The 23,183-nt window shown below is 49.6% G+C and carries 21 protein-coding genes and 1 other annotated feature; of the genes, 3 read left to right on the top strand and 18 right to left on the bottom strand.

Features of this window, described 5'->3' with window-relative positions; translation table 11 throughout:
• The 4 genes from JFN88_RS04250 to JFN88_RS04235 form a co-directional block, all read right to left on the bottom strand.
• Positions 1-1,113 carry an iron-containing alcohol dehydrogenase family protein gene (locus JFN88_RS04250; RefSeq protein ID WP_199018090.1) on the bottom strand — a complete coding sequence of 371 codons (1,113 nt, stop codon included), beginning with the start codon at positions 1,111-1,113 and terminating at the stop codon, positions 1-3.
• Between the two features lie 46 nt (positions 1,114-1,159).
• Positions 1,160-2,371 (bottom strand): aminotransferase-like domain-containing protein, encoded by a 1,212-nt coding sequence (locus JFN88_RS04245; protein ID WP_199018089.1) that lies wholly within the window; start codon positions 2,369-2,371, stop codon positions 1,160-1,162.
• A gap of 262 nt (positions 2,372-2,633) precedes the next feature.
• A complete protein-coding gene (locus tag JFN88_RS04240; RefSeq protein WP_199018088.1) occupies positions 2,634-4,886 on the bottom strand; it encodes an SfnB family sulfur acquisition oxidoreductase in 2,253 nt (750 codons plus the stop codon).
• 44 nt (positions 4,887-4,930) lie between these two features.
• Positions 4,931-5,794 carry a MetQ/NlpA family ABC transporter substrate-binding protein gene (locus JFN88_RS04235; RefSeq protein ID WP_199018087.1) on the bottom strand — a complete coding sequence of 288 codons (864 nt, stop codon included), beginning with the start codon at positions 5,792-5,794 and terminating at the stop codon, positions 4,931-4,933.
• Positions 5,795-6,459: 665 nt separating this feature from the next.
• Here JFN88_RS04235 and JFN88_RS04230 point away from each other — a divergent pair.
• Positions 6,460-6,849: a hypothetical protein gene (locus JFN88_RS04230; RefSeq protein ID WP_199018086.1), complete on the top strand. Its 390-nt coding sequence runs from the start codon at positions 6,460-6,462 to the stop codon at positions 6,847-6,849.
• A gap of 179 nt (positions 6,850-7,028) precedes the next feature.
• On the opposite strand, the gene JFN88_RS04225 is transcribed toward JFN88_RS04230, so the two are convergent.
• Positions 7,029-7,913, bottom strand: coding sequence for an ROK family protein (locus tag JFN88_RS04225; protein WP_199018085.1), 885 nt, complete (start codon positions 7,911-7,913; stop codon positions 7,029-7,031).
• A 327-nt stretch (positions 7,914-8,240) separates the two neighbouring features.
• Between JFN88_RS04225 and JFN88_RS04220 the strand changes: the two genes are divergently transcribed.
• The gene (locus JFN88_RS04220; RefSeq protein ID WP_199018084.1) at positions 8,241-8,750 is read left to right on the top strand and encodes a C40 family peptidase; all 510 of its coding nucleotides are present in this window, start codon (positions 8,241-8,243) and stop codon (positions 8,748-8,750) included.
• A 130-nt stretch (positions 8,751-8,880) separates the two neighbouring features.
• Here JFN88_RS04220 and JFN88_RS04215 read toward each other — a convergent pair whose 3' ends face one another.
• From JFN88_RS04215 to ilvB, 9 genes are all read right to left on the bottom strand, one after another.
• The gene (locus tag JFN88_RS04215; protein WP_332908433.1) at positions 8,881-10,404 is read right to left on the bottom strand and encodes a leucyl aminopeptidase; all 1,524 of its coding nucleotides are present in this window, start codon (positions 10,402-10,404) and stop codon (positions 8,881-8,883) included.
• Positions 10,405-10,486: 82 nt separating this feature from the next.
• Entirely contained in the window at positions 10,487-11,863 is a 1,377-nt protein-coding gene (locus tag JFN88_RS04210; protein WP_199018082.1) for an ATP-binding protein, read from the bottom strand.
• Positions 11,864-12,123: 260 nt separating this feature from the next.
• Positions 12,124-12,549, bottom strand: coding sequence for a hypothetical protein (locus JFN88_RS04205; protein WP_199018081.1), 426 nt, complete (start codon positions 12,547-12,549; stop codon positions 12,124-12,126).
• A 234-nt stretch (positions 12,550-12,783) separates the two neighbouring features.
• On the bottom strand, positions 12,784-13,332 hold the full coding sequence (locus tag JFN88_RS04200) for a peroxiredoxin (protein ID WP_199018080.1): 549 nt from the start codon (positions 13,330-13,332) through the stop codon (positions 12,784-12,786).
• Positions 13,333-13,641: 309 nt separating this feature from the next.
• Positions 13,642-14,724: a 3-isopropylmalate dehydrogenase gene (gene leuB, locus JFN88_RS04195; protein ID WP_199018079.1), complete on the bottom strand. Its 1,083-nt coding sequence runs from the start codon at positions 14,722-14,724 to the stop codon at positions 13,642-13,644.
• A gap of 266 nt (positions 14,725-14,990) precedes the next feature.
• On the bottom strand, positions 14,991-16,535 hold the full coding sequence (locus JFN88_RS04190; protein ID WP_199018078.1) for a 2-isopropylmalate synthase: 1,545 nt from the start codon (positions 16,533-16,535) through the stop codon (positions 14,991-14,993).
• Positions 16,536-16,707: 172 nt separating this feature from the next.
• On the bottom strand, positions 16,708-17,700 hold the full coding sequence (ilvC, locus tag JFN88_RS04185; RefSeq protein ID WP_199018077.1) for a ketol-acid reductoisomerase: 993 nt from the start codon (positions 17,698-17,700) through the stop codon (positions 16,708-16,710).
• Positions 17,701-17,825: 125 nt separating this feature from the next.
• On the bottom strand, positions 17,826-18,308 hold the full coding sequence (gene ilvN, locus JFN88_RS04180) for an acetolactate synthase small subunit (protein WP_199018076.1): 483 nt from the start codon (positions 18,306-18,308) through the stop codon (positions 17,826-17,828).
• Positions 18,305-20,050, bottom strand: a complete 1,746-nt coding sequence (ilvB, locus tag JFN88_RS04175) for a biosynthetic-type acetolactate synthase large subunit (RefSeq protein ID WP_199018075.1) — start codon at positions 20,048-20,050, stop codon at positions 18,305-18,307. The genes ilvN and ilvB overlap by 4 nt, the downstream gene beginning before the upstream one ends.
• Before the next feature lie 572 nt (positions 20,051-20,622).
• Here ilvB and JFN88_RS04170 point away from each other — a divergent pair.
• On the top strand, positions 20,623-21,075 hold the full coding sequence (locus JFN88_RS04170) for a GNAT family N-acetyltransferase (protein WP_199018074.1): 453 nt from the start codon (positions 20,623-20,625) through the stop codon (positions 21,073-21,075).
• Positions 21,076-21,115: 40 nt separating this feature from the next.
• On the opposite strand, the gene JFN88_RS04165 is transcribed toward JFN88_RS04170, so the two are convergent.
• The 4 genes from JFN88_RS04165 to infC form a co-directional block, all read right to left on the bottom strand.
• A complete protein-coding gene (locus JFN88_RS04165) occupies positions 21,116-21,421 on the bottom strand; it encodes a 50S ribosomal protein L33 (protein ID WP_199018073.1) in 306 nt (101 codons plus the stop codon).
• A gap of 257 nt (positions 21,422-21,678) precedes the next feature.
• Positions 21,679-22,038 carry a 50S ribosomal protein L20 gene (gene rplT / locus JFN88_RS04160; protein WP_199018072.1) on the bottom strand — a complete coding sequence of 120 codons (360 nt, stop codon included), beginning with the start codon at positions 22,036-22,038 and terminating at the stop codon, positions 21,679-21,681.
• A 50-nt stretch (positions 22,039-22,088) separates the two neighbouring features.
• Positions 22,089-22,289, bottom strand: a complete 201-nt coding sequence (rpmI, locus tag JFN88_RS04155) for a 50S ribosomal protein L35 (protein WP_199018071.1) — start codon at positions 22,287-22,289, stop codon at positions 22,089-22,091.
• Positions 22,290-22,310: 21 nt separating this feature from the next.
• Positions 22,311-22,847 carry a translation initiation factor IF-3 gene (gene infC / locus JFN88_RS04150; protein ID WP_233167394.1) on the bottom strand — a complete coding sequence of 179 codons (537 nt, stop codon included), beginning with the start codon at positions 22,845-22,847 and terminating at the stop codon, positions 22,311-22,313.
• A gap of 46 nt (positions 22,848-22,893) precedes the next feature.
• Positions 22,894-23,035 (bottom strand) — a sequence feature (ribosomal protein L20 leader region).
• Positions 23,036-23,183: the final 148 nt, after the last annotated feature.

Genomic DNA, 23,183 nt, shown 5'->3' with positions numbered 1-23,183 from the left:
CTACTTCCCACCTTTCACAGATAACGTTAACCTGGTCTGCTTCCCGATTTGATCGGCTGCTACAATCGCTTGCGGAATACTTCCCGCATTCACCGCAAAGGCAGCATCTGCTCCCGGCAGGCTATTCGGCGGCACTCGCTCGGCAATCTGCTCTGCCAGCTCCGCCACATCTCCCGTCAATCCAAGCTGCTCCAGCGTTACTGGCAACTCAAGACGGTGGAACCGCTCCGCAAGTTCCACCGTATCCGCTTGCGGCAGTCCTTCTAGTATTGTATGGACGAGCAATGTAAAGGCAATCTTCTCCCCGTGCAGCGTTCCGCGCGTTTCCGGGAAGAAGGTCAGGCTGCCATGAAGCGTATGGGCCAAGGCGAACAAACGTTTATCCCCCCGAATGCTGCCTACTTGACCCGCCAGCCACAATATCGCATCGCTCACTTCCTTGAACGCTCTGCTTGGCTCCCCGTCACCGGCATGAGCGAATGCGTCTAATGCATACCGGTCGAGAACATCTCGGGCGAATCCTGCTGTATGCTGTCCGAGACGAACGTCAAAATCATTCTCGTCATCCGTGATATTGGCACCATATTCGTCCCATTTCACATAGGTATCGGCAATTCCGGCAGCCAGATATCGCCTGGGCGCAGCCGCAAGCACGTTCGTATCCGCAAGCACATGCACAGGCGAATTTTGCAAAGGACGATAGCCGTCAGCACGACCATGCTCATCATAGAGCACGCTAAGTGCGGACCAGGCTGCGCAGGTGGCTGCAATTGTCGGAACTGCAATAACAGGCAGTTGCAGGTCTTCCGCCACAGCCTTGGACAGATCCAGCACCGTGCCTCCGCCCACGCCTACGATGACATCCGCTTTGCTCTGGCGGGCCACAGACGCATAATGAATGATTCTCTCTTTCGTGCAGTAGCCGCCATATGTATGAATTTCGTAGGCTGCATCCAGGAGCTTGAGCCCTTCAATCAACGGTCGGGCAGCGTCCAGCGCTTTTTGACCGCCAATGATGAAGATCCTGCTGCCGTACTCGGCTATTTTGGCGCCGCCTGCAGCCAGAATGCCCGGGCTGTTTTCATAGATTACCGGTGTTTTGATCTGTGCCATCGTCCGTTTCCTCCTTATTTTCGTTGAATGCGGCTAGCTGCTTGCCTCAGCCAATCTGGACAGTGCCGGATTTCCATTCCTTGTAAGCTTCAGCAAGTGCCCTGATTCCCCGTGTGATTTGCTCCCCATTGCAGTAGCTGAAGCATACTCGTGCATAATGGAGCCCATCCTGACCGATGTAAAAGCTGCGCCCGCCGACAAAGCTGACGCCTTTGCTTGCGGCTAATGGCAGCAACTCAGTAGTATTGACGCCCGGGTTGAAGGCCAGCCAGATGAAAAAGCCACCCTGCGGCAAATGAAAGGTCACATCGCTGCCGAAATGCTGCCGGGTGGCGTCCACCATAATATCCCGATTGTTCTTGTAATAGGCTTTGAGTTGACCCAGATGATCTTCAAAATCAATCCGCTCCAGAAGCTGCGCCAGGATTTCTTGCGTAAATACGCCAACGCTGCCGCCTAGCATCAACAGTTTCATCTTCTGAATTACTTCCTTCTGCGCGAGCGCCCATCCGAGACGCAAGCCAGGTGCAATGATTTTGGAAAAGGTGTTCAGGTAAATGACTCGCTCGGGGCATAGCGAGTATAGCGTGGGGAGTTGCTCGCCTGTGAAGTTCAGCTCCATGTAGGCGTCATCTTCAATAATGAAAAAGTTGTAGCGCTGCGCCAGCTCTGCCAGCCTGATTCTCCGTTCGACCGATAAGGTCACGCCTCCCGGATTGTGGAAGGTGGGCATTATATACAGCAGCTTGGGAAGGGGAGCCTTGCTGCGTTCTGCCTCCAGCAGCGCCTGCTCGATCAGTTCGACCTTTACTCCATCGTTATCGATAGGGAAGGACGTAAGCTTCGCCCCGGCAATCCGCAGAGATTGCAAAGCGCTAAAGAACGAGGGGGCCTCCACCCAGACGTGGTCGCCCGGATTTACCAGCACATTGATTGCCAGATCAATTCCCTGTGTGGAACCATACGTGACAAGCAATTCGTCCTCCTTGACATGCATGCCGTGCACCGCTGATCTGGATTGAATCCACTGTCTGATCTTCCCCTGCCCGCCTGCTCCGGAATATTGCAGCGCCTGTCTCCCGGACGAAGTAATGGCTTCTGTTGCAGCTTCGTTCAACTGCTCTATCGGAAACAGATGCGGCGCCGCAAAGCCGAAGGATAAATGAACATGATCAGGGCTTGTAACGGTCGTACTGCCAATCGAAGGCGTAGATGGAATTCGGTCGGCAAATTGAAACGATTGCCTTGTGACAGTCATACCTGCTCACTCTCCACTTGAAATATGATTATTCCTATATAAATTATTGGAATTTAATGAATGCGTACATCTTATCATCGGCAATAAGAAGTGTCAATAATGTGAATGAAGATAAATTCTATTTGTAAATAGAAAATATGAATTGAATTCGGCGCCGTTTCGTCTTTGTCACGCACAAAGCCCAGCACAGGAAGTTCAGCACGTTGTACGTACTTATACTCTCATCCCATGCTGGGGAGTAACACGATGAATTGGCCGCTTTTTATAGTGTCAACAAGTTCGGGGGACGAACGTCTTTCAGCACCCAGTTGCCGATATGATGATACTTCCAGCGTACGGGGTCATGAAGAGTATGAATACGCGCATTGCGCCAATGTCTGTCAAGATTGTACTTCTCGTCCATGGAAGCCGTTCCCGCCACCTCGAACAAAGCATTGGTAATCTCAATGGCAGTCTCAGTAGCAAATGCTTTAGCCGAAGCTACCCAGATCGATGCTTGCGCTGCCGAGTCTTCGTTTAATTGCTCAATGGCCTTGTCGATATAAAATGCAGCCTTGTCGAGCAATGCCTCCGCTGCGTGCTGCTTGACACCCAGCTCTCCAAAGCGCTTGATCAGATATGGCTCGTCATGTGCTTGCTCATACTGCGCACTCGATGACCTTGTTTTCTCGCGCACGAACTTCACTGCATCCTTGAGAGCAGCTGATGAAATGCCGACGTCCACCGCAACGTGCATGATTTGACCGAGCGAGCCGATATATTGAGGAGCATCTTGCACTCTCCTTCCAAATGAAAGAATATTCTCAGGCGATATCTCTACATTGCGAAGCACTACGCTGCCGCTTGCCGTGGTCCGTTGCCCAATTCCGGACCAGTCGTCCACGATCGTCACGCCTTCGGCCTTCCGAGGTACAAGAATGGTAGCAAGCCCCTCCTCTCCCCATTTGGCAAATACCGGAATCCAAGCCGAGTACAAAGCGCCCGTGGAGTAGTATTTATGACCGGATAGCCGATATTTCCCCTCTTCATCCAGCGTCAATTTCGTAGAGTAATCAAAATAGCTTTTATTCCCCCGCTCCGACAGCGCGTTGCCGAACTGTGCGCCCTGCAAAATCTGATCGAAGAAAAACGTCTTTTGCTCTTCGGTGCCGCTGACCTCCAGCACTTTCACAAAAATATGATGATTCTGAGAAATTTGTCCGATAGAAGCATCCGCTTCGGAAATCATTTTGAATGTTTCGATCAAGGCAGCAGTAGAAACGCCGGGACCGCCGTATTGCTTAGGAACGAGCAGACCGTTCAGCCCGCTTTCCGAGAGCTTCCGAAGCTCGTCGAAGGGCAGGATGCGATGACGGTCGCGACCCGATGCACTTGCTTTAATAGAGTCAGCGAATGTTCTGGCCGCCTCAATGGCCTCCTCGTCAGAAGCAATAATATGCGCCTTCGGCCGATCTTCAAAGTAGCTTGCAGGAACATCCTGCTGCGCATACCGGGATACGCGTCCAAACTGCGGCAATTCCAGACGATTGGCTACCAGCATTTCTTCTGCGGAATCCTGAACACTCCGATCTATATACGTTTCTTCGCTGCCTATGCCAAAGGTCAGACCTTCTGCTGCCAGCGACCCGCGAACCTTGGTCCACGCTTTAATTCTGGCGGGCGTAAGGTCAAGATCCAATTGATTGGACAGGTTCGATGTCAATACAGACCCGAGCAGATTTTGGGGTAATCCGATCTGAGAACTGAGCAGACTGTCCGCTTCCTCGCGATGACGATCTGCCCATTGGGCAGCCAGGCGGATATGGGCCAGTATCCGGCTCACGATCTCATGGCTGTCACGCAGCAAAGCGCCTGAAACCGCCAAACCTGCGACCAGCCTTGCTGACCGGGGGGCCGACTCGGATGATGCTCCGTCTTCCAACACTTTTGTAAACGGGAGCGCCTGCCAGGCATGAAGCCCGTCTCCGTAGACGGCATCCACTTCCGAGCGCAGCAAAGCATTGATCAGCGCCCGAATTACAGCAGTTCCATCCGTGGATTCGCCATTCACTACCGGTATATCGACCCAGTTTAACTCCGAAATCGACACATTCGCTCCCTGCAATAGCGTGCCGATTTGCTCTACCGTTTCCTGTCTCCAAAGCTTCACCAAAGAACTGTCGCCTTGCGGCAATCCAATTCTGGCGCCCTTAAGCTCTCCCTTGGAATGAAGGCTCGAGTCTCTGCTTACCAGGACAAGACCATGCAGGTCGAGCTGTGAAATTCCCACTATTTTATAATCGGGATTTGCATCAAGCAAAGGCAGCAAGGTCGCTGCTTCACCATATACAACACTGTAGGATTCCGTGTTCGTATCTTGCCCTTGTGCTTCCTCCGATAAAGTATCCGCACTTGCAGCGGACTCGAATTGAATGCCATGTAATCTTAAATCCTTGACCAATTCGCCCAGTTCCAGCGCAAGCCCCAAAGCTCCGGGATTGTCCCCGACCGAGTATGTTATTTTACTGACTGCCATTTATGAATCCTCCATTTCGTTGCAACCCGCTCCGGCGTTTGTGCTTATTTTTTATTCAAATCAAACGTGAACCGCAATGTTTTCTTATAATTTTCATCAAAAAATGCTTTGATTTTATCGCTTTCAAAGGCCTTTTCCAGCGCTTTGATTTTTGGCGTGCCGATCACTCCCGTATTAGCAGCTACAATAAGGATAAACGGCAATTCCGGTGAGTACTCCTCTATTGCAATCGCATCATTAGGATCTTTGCCTTGCAGGGCGACTGTCGTTACACCGAGCATGGTAACATCGACATCATTCAACGTTTGAGGCAGCATAAGCTGATCGACCTCTTTAAACTTATAGTTATGCGGGTTTTCTACGATGTCTTGTACTGTTGTGGATTCCGGCTTCTTGCCTTCTTTTAGCTTCAACACGCCCAACTTCTGAAGCAGATGCAGTGGACGGCCAACATTGGAAGTGTCGATAGGGATAGCAAATGTTGCGCCATCCGGCACCTCTTCAATCGTTTTGTACTTATTCGAATACAGGCCCACTGGCAGAAACCCGACATAGAATGCTCTTTGCAGATTTTTTATTTTTGTACCTGCAATGAATTCATCAAGATAAGCTTGCGTCTGCATAAAGTTAGCGTCAGCCCGTCCATCGCTTACAAGCTTGTTCGGCTCTATGATGTCCCTGGAGATGACGTGCTCCAGTGTAAATCCGTCATTAGCCAGTTCTTCTTTGAGTGTCGCTATGATTTGCGTGGCAAAACCTGAATCCCCCATTACGAGCTTGATGTGCTTGTCCTCCGACGCTGCAGAGGCGGTCTCCTTTGTTTCCGTAGCAGATTTGCTGGCAGAACCACAAGCAGACGTAAAGGCAAGCAGTAAAGATGTAAGAATAACAACTGTCATTTTCTTCATGTGAATTTATCACTCCTGATTTATATATATTAGGTTTCTTGAGTGTCTATTTAAAGAAAAATACGCTACACTCTTAAAGATGTTGCCGGTCATACAAACGCTATGTAGTTGTCAGTAGGATTATTAGTCCGATTTAACTCCTTTCTTTATATAAAATGAATGCCGGAGAATTCCAAACCATCTCCATTATCCCTATTGAAAAGGTTGGAATTGTTATTTATTATAACGATTCTCTCTAGTAAGTCAAAAAACAAAAATTGAAAATATGTATCTTAAATAACAAAAAAATCAAAATGATTTGATTTCTTCGAAATAACCCTATAGTTACACTCTATTTGTATGATTAGAAAACTAACGATTCCTCAACCTTCAGTTTGCTATACTTCATTTACAGGTAGCGCGCCTATTATTGATAAAGAAAAAAAGCTCAACCTAAAAATCAGTGCTTGACAGACAGGAGATTAGCGAAGGGGCAAAGGAATTCTGAAGAAACGATCGTGGTCGCCTTTAAAGCCCGATTCCCCTTGAAAACTCCCATCAAATGAAGGAGTCTGGCTTGAACAGAGCTCGAAAGAATCCTTTGCCACGCAGTTCCCCCTTGCTAGTGGTCAAGCACTGATTGGGGTTTTGAGCCATAAAAAATAAAACTTAAAGGTGATATAAAAATGGTGCTTACAAAGAAAACGGTAATTGGGTTGACACTAGCAGGCGTTTTGGCATTAAGCGGCACTTCGGTATTTGCAGCGTCAGAAGCTTCTTCACAGGATGTTAAAGCATCTTCCCTTACCGCAACGAAAGCTGGGAAGCCAGTCAATGGCACCAAGGGTGAGTTGAAGGCTAAAGGCGAAATTCCCGAGTCCGTACGCAAAGGATTGACTGGCCAAACGACAGGCAATGCAGGAGAGAAGCAGATTACCCTCGAGGAAGTAGAAGGCGTGGAACTGGATCTGGATAAGCTGAAAGAGAACGCTTTAGAAGGGAAATTAGAAAAGGCTGGTATTCCAATTTCCTTTGAGAACCAACTGGGCGGCAAAACGACAAGTTCAAAAAAATAAACCATCATAAGATCGGGATGTCCCATAGTGATACAACCATGCTAAACGACTTGGCCGTCCTTTGATGGGCAAAAACTTCGTTTCGTGTTGATATATAAGCTCATTTACAAAGGAAACTTTATAAATTTAAAAAAAAGTTGGGCGGAAACTGGTTTCCGTCCAACTTTTTTTATGCATGTTTAAGCGTGCTCTTTCCTGTACGCTGCCAGACCAAGCGCGAGCGACCCGCACAAGCCGGCATTATCGCCAAGACCCGGAGGCACGATGTAACTGTCAATCTCATCTTGGACAGCTGGATGGCTGACATAACCATTCAGATTGCGGCGCACCTCTTCCCGGATCATTGGGAACAGCTGAAGCTGGTGCATCACGCCCCCACCCAAAATCACCTTCTTAGGTGACAGCATCAGAATCGCCGAGGTAACAGCCTGTCCAATATAGAAAGCCTCCATCGGCCATGCCGGATGGTCGGCTGCCAATTCGCTGCCCTTCACATTCCAGCGCTTCTCCAAGGCCGGTCCTGCAGCTACTCCCTCCAGGCAGTCTCCGTGATATGGACAAAAACCTTCATATGTATCCTCGGGATGACGGCGAACAGGCACATGACCACCCTCAGGATGAATCAGTCCGTGAACCAGCTTGCCTTCCGAATAAACCCCCATGCCTACACCTGTTCCAATTGTATAATAGACACAACTGTCCAGGCCTTTGGCAGCGCCCCATGTCGCTTCGCCAAATGCGGCGGCATTCACATCCGTATCCCAGCCAAACGGGACCTGGAATGCCTTCTTCAGCGTGCCGAGAAAATCATAGCCTGACCAGCCCGGCTTAGGTGTAGTCGTGACAAAACCGTATTCCGGACTCGACGGATCAATGTTGATCGGTCCGAACGTGCCCACCCCGATTGCTTCTACTTGCTTACCCTGAAAATAATCGATAACTTGTTGTAGCGTTTTCTCCGGCTGCTCGGTAGGGAAACTGATTCGGTCCTCTACTGCTCCGTTTTCATCGCCAATACCGCATACAAATTTTGTTCCGCCGGCTTCAACCGCGCCAATACGCATGATTGTCCTTCCTCCTAAACATTCTCTTCCAATTCAATAGCGCCAACGTGCATTCCTTGATTATACCGAAAGAATACATTGGCGTAAACGATAGCCGGCATCTTTTCAAAAAGTGAACAAAGACATCTTTTAAGAGATGATTTATTAAAAGACCGCTGTCAATAGGGTAATGTTTAATATTTTCTCATGTATTTCTAATTAATCGCGATTTAACCTTAGAAATAAAAGGGTTTCCTTATCATTGGTAAATGGTGCCTTATTTATTTGTGGTAAGGTTAATTTAGGTAAACAAGCCTGATTCAAAATTACTGCAAACGGGAGGACATCATGACTCACACAACTAAGAGAAGAAGAGCAGGAAAAATGATTGCAAGTGTAACTTTGAGTATCGCAATTGCTTTCTCGGGAAGTACGGTTATCTCTCCTAAACAGGTGGAAGCCGCTGCTGCTTCCAGTTCATCCCAAGCCAGCCGTGTCATTTCAATTGGCAAAAAATATTTGGGCACCCCTTACGTATTCGGAGCCAAAACCGGAAACACTAAATCTTTTGATTGTTCATCCTTCACCCAATTTGTGTACAAGCAAGTCGGCGTCAACATTCCCCGCTCATCTGTAAATCAGTCCAAATCAGGCAAATTCGTATCCAAAAGCAATTTAAAAGCTGGTGATTTGGTTTTCTCCGATACGAATCGAGACGGCAAAATCAACCATGTATCTATCTATATGGGGAATGGCCAGTTACTACATACGTACCGCAAAGGTATCGGCGTAACGATCTCCAAATTCAAGGGCAGCGCTTGGGATAAAACCTATGTAACCGCTCGACGCGTCCTGTAGATTCATCTTCATCCCACTTTCTGTACCCACATGGGTCATCAAGCGTAAACGGCCTTGCTATCCTTCTGACGAATAAAAGTTGTTTGAAAAGAGACGGGACCGTTGCCCGGTCCCATTCTCGGTGTATGGCTTAGACCAAGAGTTCCGCCAGCGTACGCACCATGACGCCTGTCGCTCCCTTGGTGGTTACGCCACGCTCCTTCTCCAGCCAGGCTGTGCCTCCAATATCCAAATGAACCCAAGGCTTCTCCTCTGCGAAGGTACCAATGAACAAGCCTCCGGTAATTGTTCCCGCCAGTTTCCCGCCAATATTTTTCAAATCAGCAACATCGCTGTGCAACTGCTTCTTATACTCCGGATAGTTCGGCAACGGCCAGATCCGTTCTCCGGCACGATGACCGGCCTCGATGACCTGCTGCGCAAGCGATTCATCGTTGGTGACTGCACCTGTAGCTACATCACCCAGCGCAACCATTACGGCCCCAGTCAAGGTAGCCACATCAATCAGCTTGGTGGCACCGCGCTTGATCGCAGCAGTCAAGCCGTCTGCCAGCACCACCCTGCCTTCCGCATCCGTATTAATAATCTCGATCGTGCGCCCGCTCATAGTCGTAATTACATCTCCCGGCTTCACCGCACGGTCGGAAGGCATATTCTCTGCCGATGGAATAACGGCGATCACGTTGATTGACGGCTTCAACTCTCCGATAATTTGCAAGGCGCCAAGCACCGCCGCAGCGCCGCCCATGTCGGAGATCATCTCCTCCATGCCCTCAGCCTTCTTCAATGAAATTCCACCTGTATCGAATGTAATGCCCTTACCAACGAGTCCCCAGGTCTCATCACTCTGCGGGTTGCCCTTGTAATGGATAATAATCATTCGTGGAGGATTGATGCTGCCCTGACCGATCGCCAGCAATCCGCCCATGCCCTGCTCTGCGGCAGACCATTCGTCAAGCACCTCAATCTCCAGTTCCAGACGTTCGGCTAGTCGCTCCGCTTCCTCGGCAAGTCCTTCCGGCGTCAGTTGATTGCCCGGCAGGTTGGTCAAGTTGCGGGCAAAAATCGTTCCTTCCGCAAAGATTTTGCCGCGCTGAATCCCGCGCTCCCACTTGCCGCTTATATCCTCAGCATCTGTTGAAGGCAGCACCCATTCCACCGACTCCGTCACAAAAGGAGCCTTGGCATCTTGTTTGGCCGTCTTGCGGCGATGCTGTCCAAGCAGGAAGCCTTCGGTGAACACTTGAGCGGCCTGTTGTGGCTCCAGACAGCCTGGTCCGTCCACGATATCCTGTCGGACGCGGATCTGAACCTTGGCAGCCTTGAGCCGCGCAGCCGCTTTGGCCGCAGCCGCAGCCGCTTCGCGCAGAGCGGTCGGGGATACAGACCCATCCTCAAAACCGATAAAAGCAACATATGGCGCAGGTAAATTGCCCAGAGTCGGAATGAGCTGAACCTCCTGCGGCTTGGCCGCGAATAAAGAACGCTCATAGCTGTCTCTTAGCGCCTGATCAACCGCCGGATGAACGAGCGTAGTTGTTTCTTCTGCTTGCGGCTCGCGCTTCAAATCTGCCGGTGTTACCAATACAACGATCAAATCTGCCGCCACAGCCAAGCCTCCTTGTGATACGGAATATGTAAATGCTGTTGTCACCTTATCCATCTCCTTATGTCCGGCACAAGCCTTGAGAAGAGGCTTTAGCCGTAAATCAAAGTCCTTACCCGATTCTAATTGTTTACGGCAAGGATGGCAAATAGATATTGAATTCTGTCCCTTCTCCAATCTCACTGTTCAGTTTAATGAACCCGCCATGATTCTTTATTATGCGGTAACTGACAGACAGGCCAAGACCTGTGCCGTCAGCCTTGGTCGTGAAGAACGGGTCGAACAGCCGGGTCATCGTATTGCGGTCCATCCCTTTTCCGTTATCCTTAATGGTAATCACTGCGCTTTTATGTTCCTGATGAACAATGAGATCTATTCGCCCCTGCTGCTCCTTTTGCTCCGAGCCCCGTTCTGAAATCGCATCCAGCGCATTACGCAAAATATTAAGCATCACCTGCTTCACTTGCTTAACATCAATCGAGACTTCCAGACGTTCCTCAGACCCTTCAAAATTCAACAAACAGCCCTTCATGAGCGCCTCGCTCTCCGAAAGAAGAACAACTTCCTTCATCAAGGATGCAACTGAAACACGCTGCTTCATAGGCGCAGTCGGCTTCGAAGAATTAAGAAATTCATGAATGATTTCATTGGCACGATCAATCTCCGTCAAGATGATCCGGGCATACTCTTCTTTTCCGAGCTGCATCAAATGCGGTCGCAACAACTGGATAAAGCCTCGAATTGAGGTCAACGGATTGCGGATTTCGTGTGCAATCGCCGCTGCTATTTTCCCAAGCATGGCGAGCTTGTCATTCTGGTAAGCAGTCTGTTCAATTTGCTTATATTCCGATACATCCTTGATACTTACCAGATAATCGCCATCCAACTGGTCGCCATAAGTAACTGTGATGAGCAGATGGCGACCACCTGCATCCTGCATTTCATAGTAGCGAAGCCGACGACGCATTATTTCCTTGAAGAGTTGAATAATCATTTTCTTGGTGGAAGGCTTTAATTGGGGATGCGTTGCGATGCCTAGAATATCGCAACCTAACAACGTCTTTCGGGGGACCTCCATCAGCTTGGCCATTTGCAAATTCACAAACGATAGAATACCCTCGCTATCGAAAATTGCAATACCGCTATCCATATGCTGCAGGACATTCTCATACTTGTTTTTGACATGCTCGGTCGAACGATTGGAATTATAGAGCAGTTCTTTCATCATACTGAATTCGGTGGAGTCCCCAGGCTGTACCCGAAACCGATAGGCTACCATGAGCTCCGTCAAAAAAACAAAAGAACGGTTATAAAGTTTGAGCGCTTCTTCGGACTCCATATTTGCAGCTAACAGCTGAATCGTCTCTTCATGGATCTCGATGATTTCCTCTGGGTGTATTCCGTTTAATAGCTTGCCAATCTCAGTTGCCTGAAATAATGAGACATCGCTTCCGCTGCGAACATATTCCGCAAGCGCCGGGAAATAACGTTTTCGTATCGTCTGCATCATATTCCCTCCCCGGCGGCAAGTACAACACGACTGAACTTGCACGTCATCGGTATTCTAAATATTAGCTCCGCCCGACCTTCAACTTTCCAACTTGACCGACAATACGACTTTATTTTTTCATTGCCATAAAGCCCCCGATAATCCGGGATTAATTCAATTCTAGATATATTAGGCTGACAGTGTCAATGAGAGATAATGTCGAATAAATACCCCAAAACAAGAAAAAAACGCCCCCTTCAACAGGAAGCGTCGTCATTTTAGCAATACCCTTCTGATATACTGCGCCGTCTTAATTTATTGCGCCTTTGGTTCAGCACCCCAAGCCTGCGCTTGAGCTGTTTTTGCCATTCTTCATCTCCGATCTGCTTGGCGAAGCTGAGCAAATCAAGCGCCATATCAATCTGGTTGTGGGCCACTTCCATCGGTTCTTCTTCCTCATGATTCACACAATTCTCAAGCAGCAAAATGCCTTCCTTGTCGACATAATCATGAAAATCGACCTCGGAAGCGCCATCTCCATGAGCATATTCCGCCAGTATTTCATATTCATTTTCAATCAGATAATGGACATCTACACGGTGGCATACCGGACAAAACAAGATCGGCACATTGTGAATATGGGTACGGTAATGCTTCAGCGTTCCCTTGGTTCCAATCATGCTCGCGCCACAACAAAAGCTCATTTCAATCCCTCCTGCAGTGCGACCCCTACGCCAGGGCAAGCCCTGATGATCAGCCGACTCATAATGAAAATGAATGCTTAAGTAACCTTATTCGCTTCGGTCCCTGCTGATTCCTGCTTTTGCTGAAGTGACGCCGAACACGAATACATGTCCGCATTTTATGCCAGCAACATCGCCGTATGTATGCAAAACGGCTATGCCTCAAAAGACATAGCCGTCATTCAAATAAATTGATTACTTGCTTACCAGATGCTGGTCGCCTGGTTTCCAGTTGATTGGGCACAGACCCCCGGATTGCAATGCTTGCAGTACACGAAGTGTCTCTTCAACACTGCGGCCTACGTCATTGTGGTTAACAACTTGATATTTCAGCTCGCCTTCCGGATCGATAATGAACAGACCGCGAAGCGCAATACCTTCTTCTTCGATCAGCACGCCGTAGTCGCGCGCAACGCTCTTAGTCAAGTCAGCAGCCAGCGGGAAGTTCAGTTTACCGAGGCCATTCTCGCTTACAGATGTATTAATCCAAGCGCGGTGGCTATGCTTGCTGTCTACGCTAACGCCCAGCACTTCTGTATTCAATTTGCTGAATTGTTCAGATGCAGTGCTAAGAGCTGTAATTTCTGTTGGGCATACAAACGTGAAGTCCAAAGGATAGAAAAACAGAACCAGCCATTTGCCTTTGTAATCAGACAAAGATGCTGTTCCAAAGTCTTCACCATTGCCAAGAGCCGTCTCCAAATTAAAATCAGGAGCCTGCTTGCCTACCAAACGTTCTGCCATGATTAAATACCCTCCTTGACGCTTCAGCGTTCTGAATAAAAGTATAATTTGCCGCCCTGGCTTGGGCAACCTTCGAATAAAATCGTATCATTTCATAACAATAAAGTCAATATTAAAGTATTTATTTCTTTATAATAATTATAAATATCAATTAGAGTGTAAATGTTAACCCTTAGAACCGGGAATGAACCGCCTGACAGCGGTTCATTCGGGTAAAAAAGGCAGATCCGATCCAGTCTCTTGACGCAATGTCCGGCGCTTGTCCACCGTTTGAAACACTCCGTACTGGCCGGTCAATAGCTGTTAGTATTAAGCTTTTTTCAGTGCAGAGACGATCAGATCGCCCATAGCTACTGTGCCGATCGCTTTGCTCTTGTCTACCGCGATATCGCCCGTGCGGTGGCCAGCATCCAGAACTTCCTTGACAGCATCTTCAATCGCTTGAGCTGCTTCATCATAACCGAATGTCAGACGGTACATCAGGGCAACGGACAGAATCGTTGCAATCGGGTTGGAGATGCCTTGGCCTGCAATGTCAGGCGCAGAACCGTGTACCGGCTCGTACAAGCCAAAGCTGCCTTCGCCCAAAGATGCGGAGGACAGCATACCGATCGATCCGGTCAGCATAGCAGCCTCATCGCTCAGGATGTCACCGAACATATTCTCGGTCACGATAACATCGAAGCTGGAAGGACGACGGAGCAGCTGCATGGCGCAGTTGTCAACCAGTACATGCTCCAGTTCTACATCCGGATACTCCGGCGCAATCCGGTTCACAACTTCACGCCACAGGCGGGAGGTTTCCAGCACGTTCGCTTTGTCTACAGAAGCGAGACGCTTGCTGCGTTTTTGCGCGATTTCGAATGCTTGACGCACAATGCGCTCTACCTCGGCTACATTGTATACGCAAGTATCCACCGCTTCTTCCCCGTTAGCGCCTTCACGACGGAACTTCTCACCGAAGTAGATGCCGCCTGTCAGCTCACGCACGACGATCAGATCCGTACCCTCGAGAACTTCCGGCTTCAATGTGGAAGCTTCCTTCAAGCAGTCGAACACATTCGCAGGGCGAATGTTGGAGAACAAGCCCAGCGCTTTGCGGATACCGAGCAAGCCGGTCTCAGGACGCAACTCCTTCGAATTGTTGTCCCATTTAGGACCGCCTACTGCTCCAAGCAGAACAGCGTCAGCGCGTTGGCAAATATCCAGTGTTGCCTGCGGTAGCGGAGTTCCTTCCTCATCGATTGCAATACCGCCGAACAAGCCGTGCTCGAATTCAAAGCTCAGTCCGAACAGCTCCTCGGTTTTTTTCATTACTTTAATCGCTTCGGCCACAACCTCAGGACCGATTCCGTCCCCTGCGATGACGGCGATTTTTTTAACGTCTGCCATGATCAAAGACAACTCCTTCAATGTATGATCCTATTAAACACTTAACTTCATTTGTAACACAAATCGCCGTATATGACAAAGATATAAAATCTATATTTTTTATAGGCTAAGCTTATAAGAGTTATAGACTTCGGAAGCTGAAACATCAACTCCAGCTAGCCTGTTGAAAAACCGCCTCCTGCATAGGGTGAAGGAGACGGCTCTGATTCCTATTCCGCAAGCGGCTATAACAGCTACCACTGTAACCTTTTGCTTATACTAAAAGGCTATACCAGGCTCATGTTATCGCGACGTCCCGGCCCGGCGTTGCGCTTGTCAATGAGACGGTTAAGGGCATCCACGTAAGCGCGTGCGCTTGCCTCCAGAATATCGGTGCTCAGACCGCGGCCCTGGGCAGAGTAGTCACCCTGCTTCAGCACGACATGCACCTCGCCCTGGGCATCCTTGCCTTGGGATACGGATTTGATGGAGTAATCCTCCAGCTCGACGCTCTCCTTGGTTGCCTGATCAATCGCATTGTAGATCGCATCGACCGATCCGTTCCCTTCTGCTTGCTGCTCCAGTACACCAGTCTCAGCACCGATGCGCACAATCGCGCTTGGCACAGCCTCATTGCTGTAATTAACCTGGATGGCCTCCAGCTTATATACAACCGGCGTCTCGTAAAGCTTCTCCTCCAACATGGCGCGGATGTCCTCATCGGTTACCTGCTTCTTCTTGTCCGCCAGCTCCTTGAACTTGGCGAATGCCGTATTCACGGCCTCATCATCCAATTCATAGCCCATATCAATCAGTTTCTCGCGGAACGCATGGCGGCCGGAATGCTTGCCGAGCACCAGCTTGGACTCTTTCAAGCCGATCGTTTCCGGAGAAATAATCTCATAGGTCGTCTTTTCCTTCAGCATGCCGTCCTGGTGGATACCGGATTCATGCGCGAAGGCATTAGCGCCCACAATGGCTTTATTGCCCGGCACAACCATGCCGGTCAGCTTGCTGACCAGACGGCTTGTTCTGGCAATTTCCTTCAGATTGAGCGTTGTGTTCGCCTGGAAGTAGTCTGGTCTCGTAGCCAGAGCCAAAGCGATTTCTTCCAGCGCCGTATTACCTGCACGCTCGCCGATCCCGTTGATTGTCCCTTCGATCTGATCTGCGCCGTTCAAAATTGCGGACAGGGCATTGGCTGTCGCCATTCCCAGATCATCATGACAATGGGCGCTAAGCTGAATGTTCTCAATGCCCGGAACCTGTTCTTTCAGCGTCTTGAAAATATTCCCGTACTCTGCAGGATTCATATACCCGACCGTGTCTGGAATATTAACAACTGTTGCCCCTGCTTTGATCGCCATCTCGGTTACCTGACAGAGGAAATCCAGCTCTGTGCGGCCTGCATCCTCGGGGGAAAATTCAATTTTGCTAAAATACTGCTTTGCGTAGCGGATTGCCCGCTCCGCTGTCTCCAGCACCTGCTCCTTCTCCATCCGCAGCTTATGCTTGCGGTGAATCGGCGAGGTCGCCAAGAACAAGTGCAAGCACGGGTCTTGCGCATCCTTGAGCGCTTCGCGCACAGCATCAATGTCTTGCTCACGGGAACGGGACAAGCCGATGATGGAGGCGTTCTTGACCGCCTTGGCTACAGCTGCCACGCCTTCCAGATCACCCGGAGAGGCAGCTGGAAATCCGGCTTCAATTCGGTCAATGCCGAGCCGCTCCAGTTGAAGAGCAATCTCGACCTTTTCCTGCTTGTTCAAATTTACACCGGGCGATTGCTCCCCGTCGCGCAGTGTCGTATCAAAAAGATAAATTTTACGCATCTGCTTCACGCACCTCCAAACCAGAACTGGAACACTTTTTTATAAACACAATCATCCCGGGTAGCAGAAGACCGCCTGCACCTGCCAAGAAAGCAGACCAGACGGCTCGTTCCGCCAACGATCCGGGATTGATCACAAACCGTTATTTAATTCTTTCCGCTGGAAACGGAAATTATTTTTTGATCCAGTGCATCAGTTCGCGCAATTGGCTGCCCACTTGCTCGATCGGATGCTCAGCTTCACGACGACGAGTAGCTGTCAGTGTAGCCCGGTTGGATTGGTTCTCAAGGATGAAGTCGCGAGCAAAACGTCCAGATTGGATATCTTCCAATACGCGCTTCATTTCTTTCTTCGTTTCTTCTGTTACAATGCGAGGACCTGTAACATAGTCGCCGAATTCAGCCGTGTTGCTGATGGAATCGCGCATGGAAGCCAGACCGCCTTCATACATCAGGTCAACGATCAGTTTCAGCTCATGCAAGCACTCGAAGTAAGCCATTTCCGGAGCATAGCCAGCTTCAACAAGCGTTTCGAAACCAGCTTTAACCAGTGCGGAAGTACCGCCGCAAAGAACAGCTTGCTCACCGAACAGGTCTGTTTCAGTCTCTTCACGGAAGGAAGTTTCGATAACGCCTGCACGCGTACAGCCGATACCTTTTGCGTAAGCAAGACCGATAGCTTGCGCGTTGCCTGTTGCATCTTGCTCGATTGCAATCAGTCCAGGCACGCCAAAGCCTTCAACATACGTACGGCGAACCATGTGGCCCGGGGATTTAGGAGCTACCAGCAATACGTCAGTGTCGCTGCTTGGTACGATCTGTCCGAAATGTACGTTGAAACCGTGGGAGAACAGCAACGCTGCGCCTTTTTTCAGGTTTGGAGCGATTTCTTCATTATATACTTTGGCTTGAGTTTCGTCTGGCATCAGAATTTGTACAACGTCAGCCACTTTTGTTGCTTCAGCAACAGTCAACACTTCAAAGCCGTCGTTTTTCGCTTTTTCAGCAGATTTACCTGGGCGAAGACCGATTACAACTTTCAGACCGCTGTCACGCAGGTTTTGCGCTTGCGCGTGTCCTTGGCTTCCGTAACCGATAACTGCGATCGTTTTGCCTTGCAGAACGCTTTGGTCTGCATCTTTTTCATAAAACATAGTAACTGCCATTGTATAAATGCCTCCTTTAATTTAAACCCTTTTGAACGGGTGCTTGAAGACCAAACAGCCGCAGGCCATTTTATTCCTCAAGCACCCGCTCAAACAGGTGCTGCGAACGGGATAGAAATAAGAAATTAACGATTGCCGCGAGTGAGCGCCGTAACGCCTGTACGCGATATTTCACGAATGCCATACGGCTTGAGCAATTCAATGATGGCATCGATCTTGTCGGTGTCGCCAACAGCCTGCACCATCAAGCTGCTCGTCCCGATATCAACTACAGCTGCGCGAAATGTCTCAACAACGCCGAGAATTTCCGGGCGAGCGGAAGGCTCCGCATTCACCTTGATCAGCGCAAGCTCACGGCCTACCATCGGATTAGAGCTCAGATCGGTAACCTTGATTACATCAATCAGCTTGTACAATTGCTTCGTAATTTGCTCCAGCAAATTGTCGTCGCCAGTCGTTACGATAACCATACGGGAGAGACCCGGTTCCTCCGAGGTCCCTACCGTAATGCTCTCAATATTGAAGCCACGGCGTCCGAACAAGCCGGATACACGCTGCAGAACGCCTGGCTGGTCATTGACTAAAACAGCGATCGTATGCTTTTTCATTCTGCATCCCCCAATATCATTGAATCAATCGTGTTCCCCTGCGTAACCATCGGATACACATTCTCGCCTTTACGGACCACGAATTCAACGACGACCGGTCCCGGATGCTGGAGCGCCTGCTCCCATACCGCTTTCGCTTCTTCTTTGCTGGAAGCACGGAAGCCTTTTACCCCATAAGCTTCAGCAAGCTTCACGAAATCCGGGCTGCCTGCAAGGTCAATATGGCTGTAACGGTTGTCATAGATGATCTCCTGCCATTGACGCACCATGCCGAGCACCTGATTGTTAATAATGGCTACCTTGACCGGAATGTTGTTGATGGCGCAAATTGCAAGCTCCTGCGCACACATCTGCATTCCGCCGTCCCCGTTAATGGAAACGACTGTACGATCCGGATTGGCCATCTGCGCGCCGATGGCAGAAGGGAATCCAAAGCCCATTGTTCCCAGCCCGCCGGATGTTACCCAGGAGCGCGGTTTATTGAATTTGTAATACTGGGCTGCCCACATCTGATGCTGGCCAACGTCAGTCGTTACAATCGCATCGCCCTTGGTCGTCTCATGAATCATCTCAATAACCCATTGCGGCTTGAGCTCTACGTTGGAATCCTGATAACGAAGCGGGAATTCATGTTTCATCTGCTGAATCTGCTGACGCCACGCGTCTGCCTTGTCTGCGCGTCGGACATCTTTGTTAGCCAGTTGCAGGACCGACTTGATATCTCCAACAATCGGAATATCGGTCGGCACGTTCTTGCCGATTTCGGCCGGATCGATATCAATATGAACAATCTTCGCATTCGGTGCAAAGCCGTCCAGCTTCATGGTCACCCGGTCATCGAAACGCGCCCCGATGTTGATCAGGAGGTCGGAAGCCTGAATCGCTTTGTTCGCTGTGTATGTTCCGTGCATGCCCGGCATGCCCATCCACAGCTCCTTCGCGCTCGGATAAGCACCAAGACCGAGCAAGGTTGTTGTAACCGGAATATCCGTCTTCGTTACGAACTCAAGCAGTTCCTCATGAGCGCCGGAGTAGACAACCCCGCCGCCGGCCAGGATGACAGGGCGCTCTGCCTCTGTAATTGCCTTGACCAATTTGTCAACCTGTAGCTTGTTCGGATGAACGGTCGGATTATAGCCGCGGATATTAACCTCAGTTACGGGCTTGAACAACGCCTTCTGAGCGGATACGTCCTTCGGAATATCGATCAGTACCGGACCTTTGCGGCCTGTATTGGCAATATGGAAAGCTTCATGGATAATGCGCGGCAAATCTTCTACGTTGCGCACCAGGTAGCTGTGCTTCGTAATTGGCATCGTAATACCGGTGATGTCAGCCTCCTGGAATGCATCTGTCCCGATAAAGGAGGTGGCTACATTCCCAGTAATCACGACCAGCGGCACAGAGTCCATATAAGCGGTTGCGATTCCTGTGACCAGGTTGGTCGCTCCTGGTCCCGATGTTGCAATACATACGCCGACTTTCCCGCTTGCCCTCGCATAGCCGTCAGCCGCATGGATAGCTCCCTGCTCATGACGAGTGAGCAAATGATTGAAGTCCGAGAAGCCGTGCATGGCGTCATAGATAAACAATACAGCTCCGCCCGGGTAGCCGAACACACAATCCGCACCCTCCAGAACCAAGCTGCGAAGCAGCATTTCAGAGCCCGTAATGACTTCCTGCTTTCTCAGCTTTTCCATAATTTCCTGCTTTGACTTTAGCGTTGCACTTTGTGCGCTCATCGTACATCCTCCTCTCCAAGCCGCCGTTTGCGCCGGCTTTGGGTTCGTAAATTCTTATACTTTTAAAAATAAAAAAACCTTTCATCCCTGAACACATTCATGATGTGTTTCGAGGGACGAAAGGTATATCTTCCGTGGTACCACCCAAATTTGTCATGCACTTCACAATGCAGACCTCAACAGGCAAGAAACGGCGCATGCGCAGACGTCTCTTGAACCATTGGCACAGTAACGCGTGCCTTGCGATTCCCCCTAATAGGGCTGTGAAAACAGACTTTTCAGGGAAACAGCTCCGAGGTGAGCTCGTAGAAAAGGGGTTTTGGCGATGGTTGCAGCTAATCCATTCGCTCTCTGAGCAAAAGAGCCCTTAACACTTCGTCCTCATCATTGCCGATAAAAGTATAAGCTATAGAGCTTATTATATGCATTGATTATGCATTCGTCAAGACTAGGATAGCCAGGCAAGAAAAAAAGTATTCGCTAACCTTCCCCAACTCTGCAGCATACGATAGAAGACCATCATTTAGCGCAGCTTCCGAATCTGCCGGGCCATAAGAGGAGGACGTCTTCGTATGACCATCATCCGCTCCTACCGGAATTCCGACAAGAAAGCTGTATTGCAGCTTATCAAGACGGAGTTGATCCCCAAATCGCATACGGTCCATAGTCTGGATGGTCCGCTGCTCCGGGCGATCCCGCGGCGTCTTCAGGAGGGGCTGACACTCGTCGCCTCAAGAACCCGCAGCTCGGCGCCTGTTGCCTTTATCCACTTGATGCATGACAAGGAAGTCCTGTTCGTCGACATGCTGGTCGTACACTCCCGCTATCAGGGCAGACAGCTCGGCAGACACCTGATGGAGCTGGCCGAAACAAGCGGTCGTCTGCACGGCTGCAGCAAGGCAATCCTTTACGTGGATAAAGGCAATGAGGGCGCCTGCCGATTCTACGGCCGCCTGGGATATTCCACACAGCGCTTCATAAAAGAACTGAAGTGCTATGAACTGACTAAAGCATTAGCAACCTGAATGCAAGAACGTTGCCCCTGGAACGTTTTGCAGCAGCCGCTTACCAGAAACCGCCATATGGCCCGAAGCCATAACCACCGCCGTACGGATACCCGCCGTAGCCATAGCCGTAAGAATAGCCGCCGCCATTTGCAAATGGAGCCGTTCCTACAGCCAGAAGATCAAACAAAACAAGGGGGAGAATGGCTTTCGTGTACACCTTTTTCCCCTTTGCGCGCGGCTGCAAATACAGCTGGCTGCTATGGACGCGAACAAGCTTCCCGCTTACAACAGTACCATCCTTCTTCATGGCATACACATGCTTGCCAATCAGCTTCTGCACATCCTGCCGTGATACTTTTGGCATGAGACGCAACCTCCTTTTCCCATTTTGCACCCTCTCGCGATACATAACCCTCCCGCCTCTAAACGGCAAGGATGTGTGCGCTTAGGATAAGGTATTCACAAAAAAGGGAAGGGATTGTACCTTTGTCCGTAAAGCAGGGAAGATGTGCATGGCAACCGTTACGACTTTGCCCTATTTGAAAAAAACGCAGGCCTGTCGATAGAGAGATACATTGCTGTATCACTCCGCGACAAGCCTGCGGAAGTTCATGCTTATTCCTAAGCGTTGATTTTTTCTTTTGCTACGCCAGCCAGGGAGTTGAACGCGCTAATGTCGTTAACTGCCAGGTCAGCCAGAATTTTACGGTTAACTTCCACGCCAGCCAGTTTCAGGCCGTACATGAATTTGCTGTAGGACAAGCCGTTTTGACGAGCAGCTGCGTTGATACGAGTAATCCACAGCTTGCGGAAGTCGCGCTTCCGTTGACGGCGGTCACGGTAAGCATAAAGCAAGGATTTCATAACTTGCTCTTTTGCAGTTTTAAATAAACGATGCTTGGAACCGAAGTAGCCTTTCGCCAGCTTCAAAATTCTTTTACGACGACGAGTACGGACAAATCCGCCTTTAACTCTTGCCATTGGTAAACCCTCCTGTAGGTATGCTTATTTAGATGGCCCTAGCCATTCAATTATCTCAGTTGATCCAGACCTTGCTTCAAGCGGCTAACATCACCGGCAGCCAGCAATGGTTGCCCGGACAGAACGCGTTTTTGACGTCCGGATTTATGGGACAGCAAGTGATTTTTGTAAGCTTTGTAACGTTTTACTTTGCCAGTGCCGGTAATTTTGAAGCGGTCTTTCAGACTGCTATGAGTTTTCATCTTAGGCATTGTGAGTGGTCCTCCTTGGGATCAATTATTTGTTTTCGGAGCGAGAATCATGATCATGCTGCGTCCTTCAAGCTTTGGGGCGCGCTCCAGAACGCAAATCTCGGCTACTTCCTTGGCCAGACGATCGAGGATACGCTGTCCAATCGAAGCGTGTGTAATCTCACGGCCGCGGAAACGGACGGAACATTTCACTTTGTCGCCTTCATTCAGGAACTTCACCACATTGCGCAGCTTGGTCTGATAGTCATGCTCTTCAATGTTCGCACGGAACCATACTTCCTTAAGATCCACGATCTTCTGGTTCTTGCGGGCTTCCTTTTCTTTCTTCTGTTGCTCATAACGAAATTTGCCATAATCCATAATCCGGCATACCGGGGGTTTGGCCGTCGGAGCGACATTGACAAGGTCCATATTCAGATCAATCGCCATCTGGAGCGCTTCGCGCAGCGGCTTAATGCCGATCTGCTCGCCTTCCGCGCCTACCAAACGCACTTCTCTTGCACGAATCTCGTCATTGATTTGATGTTCTCTGCTAATAACCTTCCACCTCCATGGCAAATATCAAGCATCTCTTGTTCAGCGCGGAGCTCGCGCAATATCTAACTGCAACAAAAAAATGCGGACCGCACTCGGACCCGCATCCATAACTACTCGTTGGCAAGGCTATGTATGCCTTGTTATCGATTCATTGCGTACCAGCCGGCAAAGACCGGGCAGGTGAGAAGCGGGTGCTTCTGCTTGTGACGAATTCATTATTCGACTCAGGTAATATATCATGCCCGCCGATTTTTGTCAATTATAATTTACAACTTATGTTGTTGTTCTGTGATAATGTCACCCTATAACTGTTCTGAGATAATGTCACTATGGGACAGGAGACAATCACATTGACGG

This window comes from Paenibacillus roseus (assembly GCF_016424485.1).
Lineage (GTDB): Bacteria > Bacillota > Bacilli > Paenibacillales > Paenibacillaceae > Paenibacillus_D > Paenibacillus_D roseus.
The sequence above is the reverse complement of the archived record's forward strand: the minus strand, read 5'-3'. Positions and strand labels throughout refer to the sequence as shown.

Excerpts from the sequence above, each read along its gene's own strand:
- JFN88_RS04250 (WP_199018090.1), bottom strand. The coding sequence starts at position 1,113 with ATGGCACAGATCAAAACACCGGTAATCTATGAAAACAGCCCGGGCATT.
- JFN88_RS04245 (WP_199018089.1), bottom strand. The coding sequence starts at position 2,371 with ATGACTGTCACAAGGCAATCGTTTCAATTTGCCGACCGAATTCCATCT.
- JFN88_RS04240 (WP_199018088.1), bottom strand. The coding sequence starts at position 4,886 with ATGGCAGTCAGTAAAATAACATACTCGGTCGGGGACAATCCCGGAGCT.
- JFN88_RS04235 (WP_199018087.1), bottom strand. The coding sequence starts at position 5,794 with ATGAAGAAAATGACAGTTGTTATTCTTACATCTTTACTGCTTGCCTTT.
- JFN88_RS04230 (WP_199018086.1), top strand. The coding sequence starts at position 6,460 with ATGGTGCTTACAAAGAAAACGGTAATTGGGTTGACACTAGCAGGCGTT.
- JFN88_RS04225 (WP_199018085.1), bottom strand. The coding sequence starts at position 7,913 with ATGCGTATTGGCGCGGTTGAAGCCGGCGGAACAAAATTTGTATGCGGT.
- JFN88_RS04220 (WP_199018084.1), top strand. The coding sequence starts at position 8,241 with ATGACTCACACAACTAAGAGAAGAAGAGCAGGAAAAATGATTGCAAGT.
- JFN88_RS04210 (WP_199018082.1), bottom strand. The coding sequence starts at position 11,863 with ATGCAGACGATACGAAAACGTTATTTCCCGGCGCTTGCGGAATATGTT.
- JFN88_RS04205 (WP_199018081.1), bottom strand. The coding sequence starts at position 12,549 with ATGAGCTTTTGTTGTGGCGCGAGCATGATTGGAACCAAGGGAACGCTG.
- JFN88_RS04200 (WP_199018080.1), bottom strand. The coding sequence starts at position 13,332 with ATGGCAGAACGTTTGGTAGGCAAGCAGGCTCCTGATTTTAATTTGGAG.
- leuB (WP_199018079.1), bottom strand. The coding sequence starts at position 14,724 with ATGGCAGACGTTAAAAAAATCGCCGTCATCGCAGGGGACGGAATCGGT.
- JFN88_RS04190 (WP_199018078.1), bottom strand. The coding sequence starts at position 16,535 with ATGCGTAAAATTTATCTTTTTGATACGACACTGCGCGACGGGGAGCAA.
- ilvC (WP_199018077.1), bottom strand. The coding sequence starts at position 17,700 with ATGGCAGTTACTATGTTTTATGAAAAAGATGCAGACCAAAGCGTTCTG.
- ilvN (WP_199018076.1), bottom strand. The coding sequence starts at position 18,308 with ATGAAAAAGCATACGATCGCTGTTTTAGTCAATGACCAGCCAGGCGTT.
- ilvB (WP_199018075.1), bottom strand. The coding sequence starts at position 20,050 with ATGAGCGCACAAAGTGCAACGCTAAAGTCAAAGCAGGAAATTATGGAA.
- JFN88_RS04170 (WP_199018074.1), top strand. The coding sequence starts at position 20,623 with ATGACCATCATCCGCTCCTACCGGAATTCCGACAAGAAAGCTGTATTG.
- JFN88_RS04165 (WP_199018073.1), bottom strand. The coding sequence starts at position 21,421 with ATGCCAAAAGTATCACGGCAGGATGTGCAGAAGCTGATTGGCAAGCAT.
- rplT (WP_199018072.1), bottom strand. The coding sequence starts at position 22,038 with ATGGCAAGAGTTAAAGGCGGATTTGTCCGTACTCGTCGTCGTAAAAGA.
- rpmI (WP_199018071.1), bottom strand. The coding sequence starts at position 22,289 with ATGCCTAAGATGAAAACTCATAGCAGTCTGAAAGACCGCTTCAAAATT.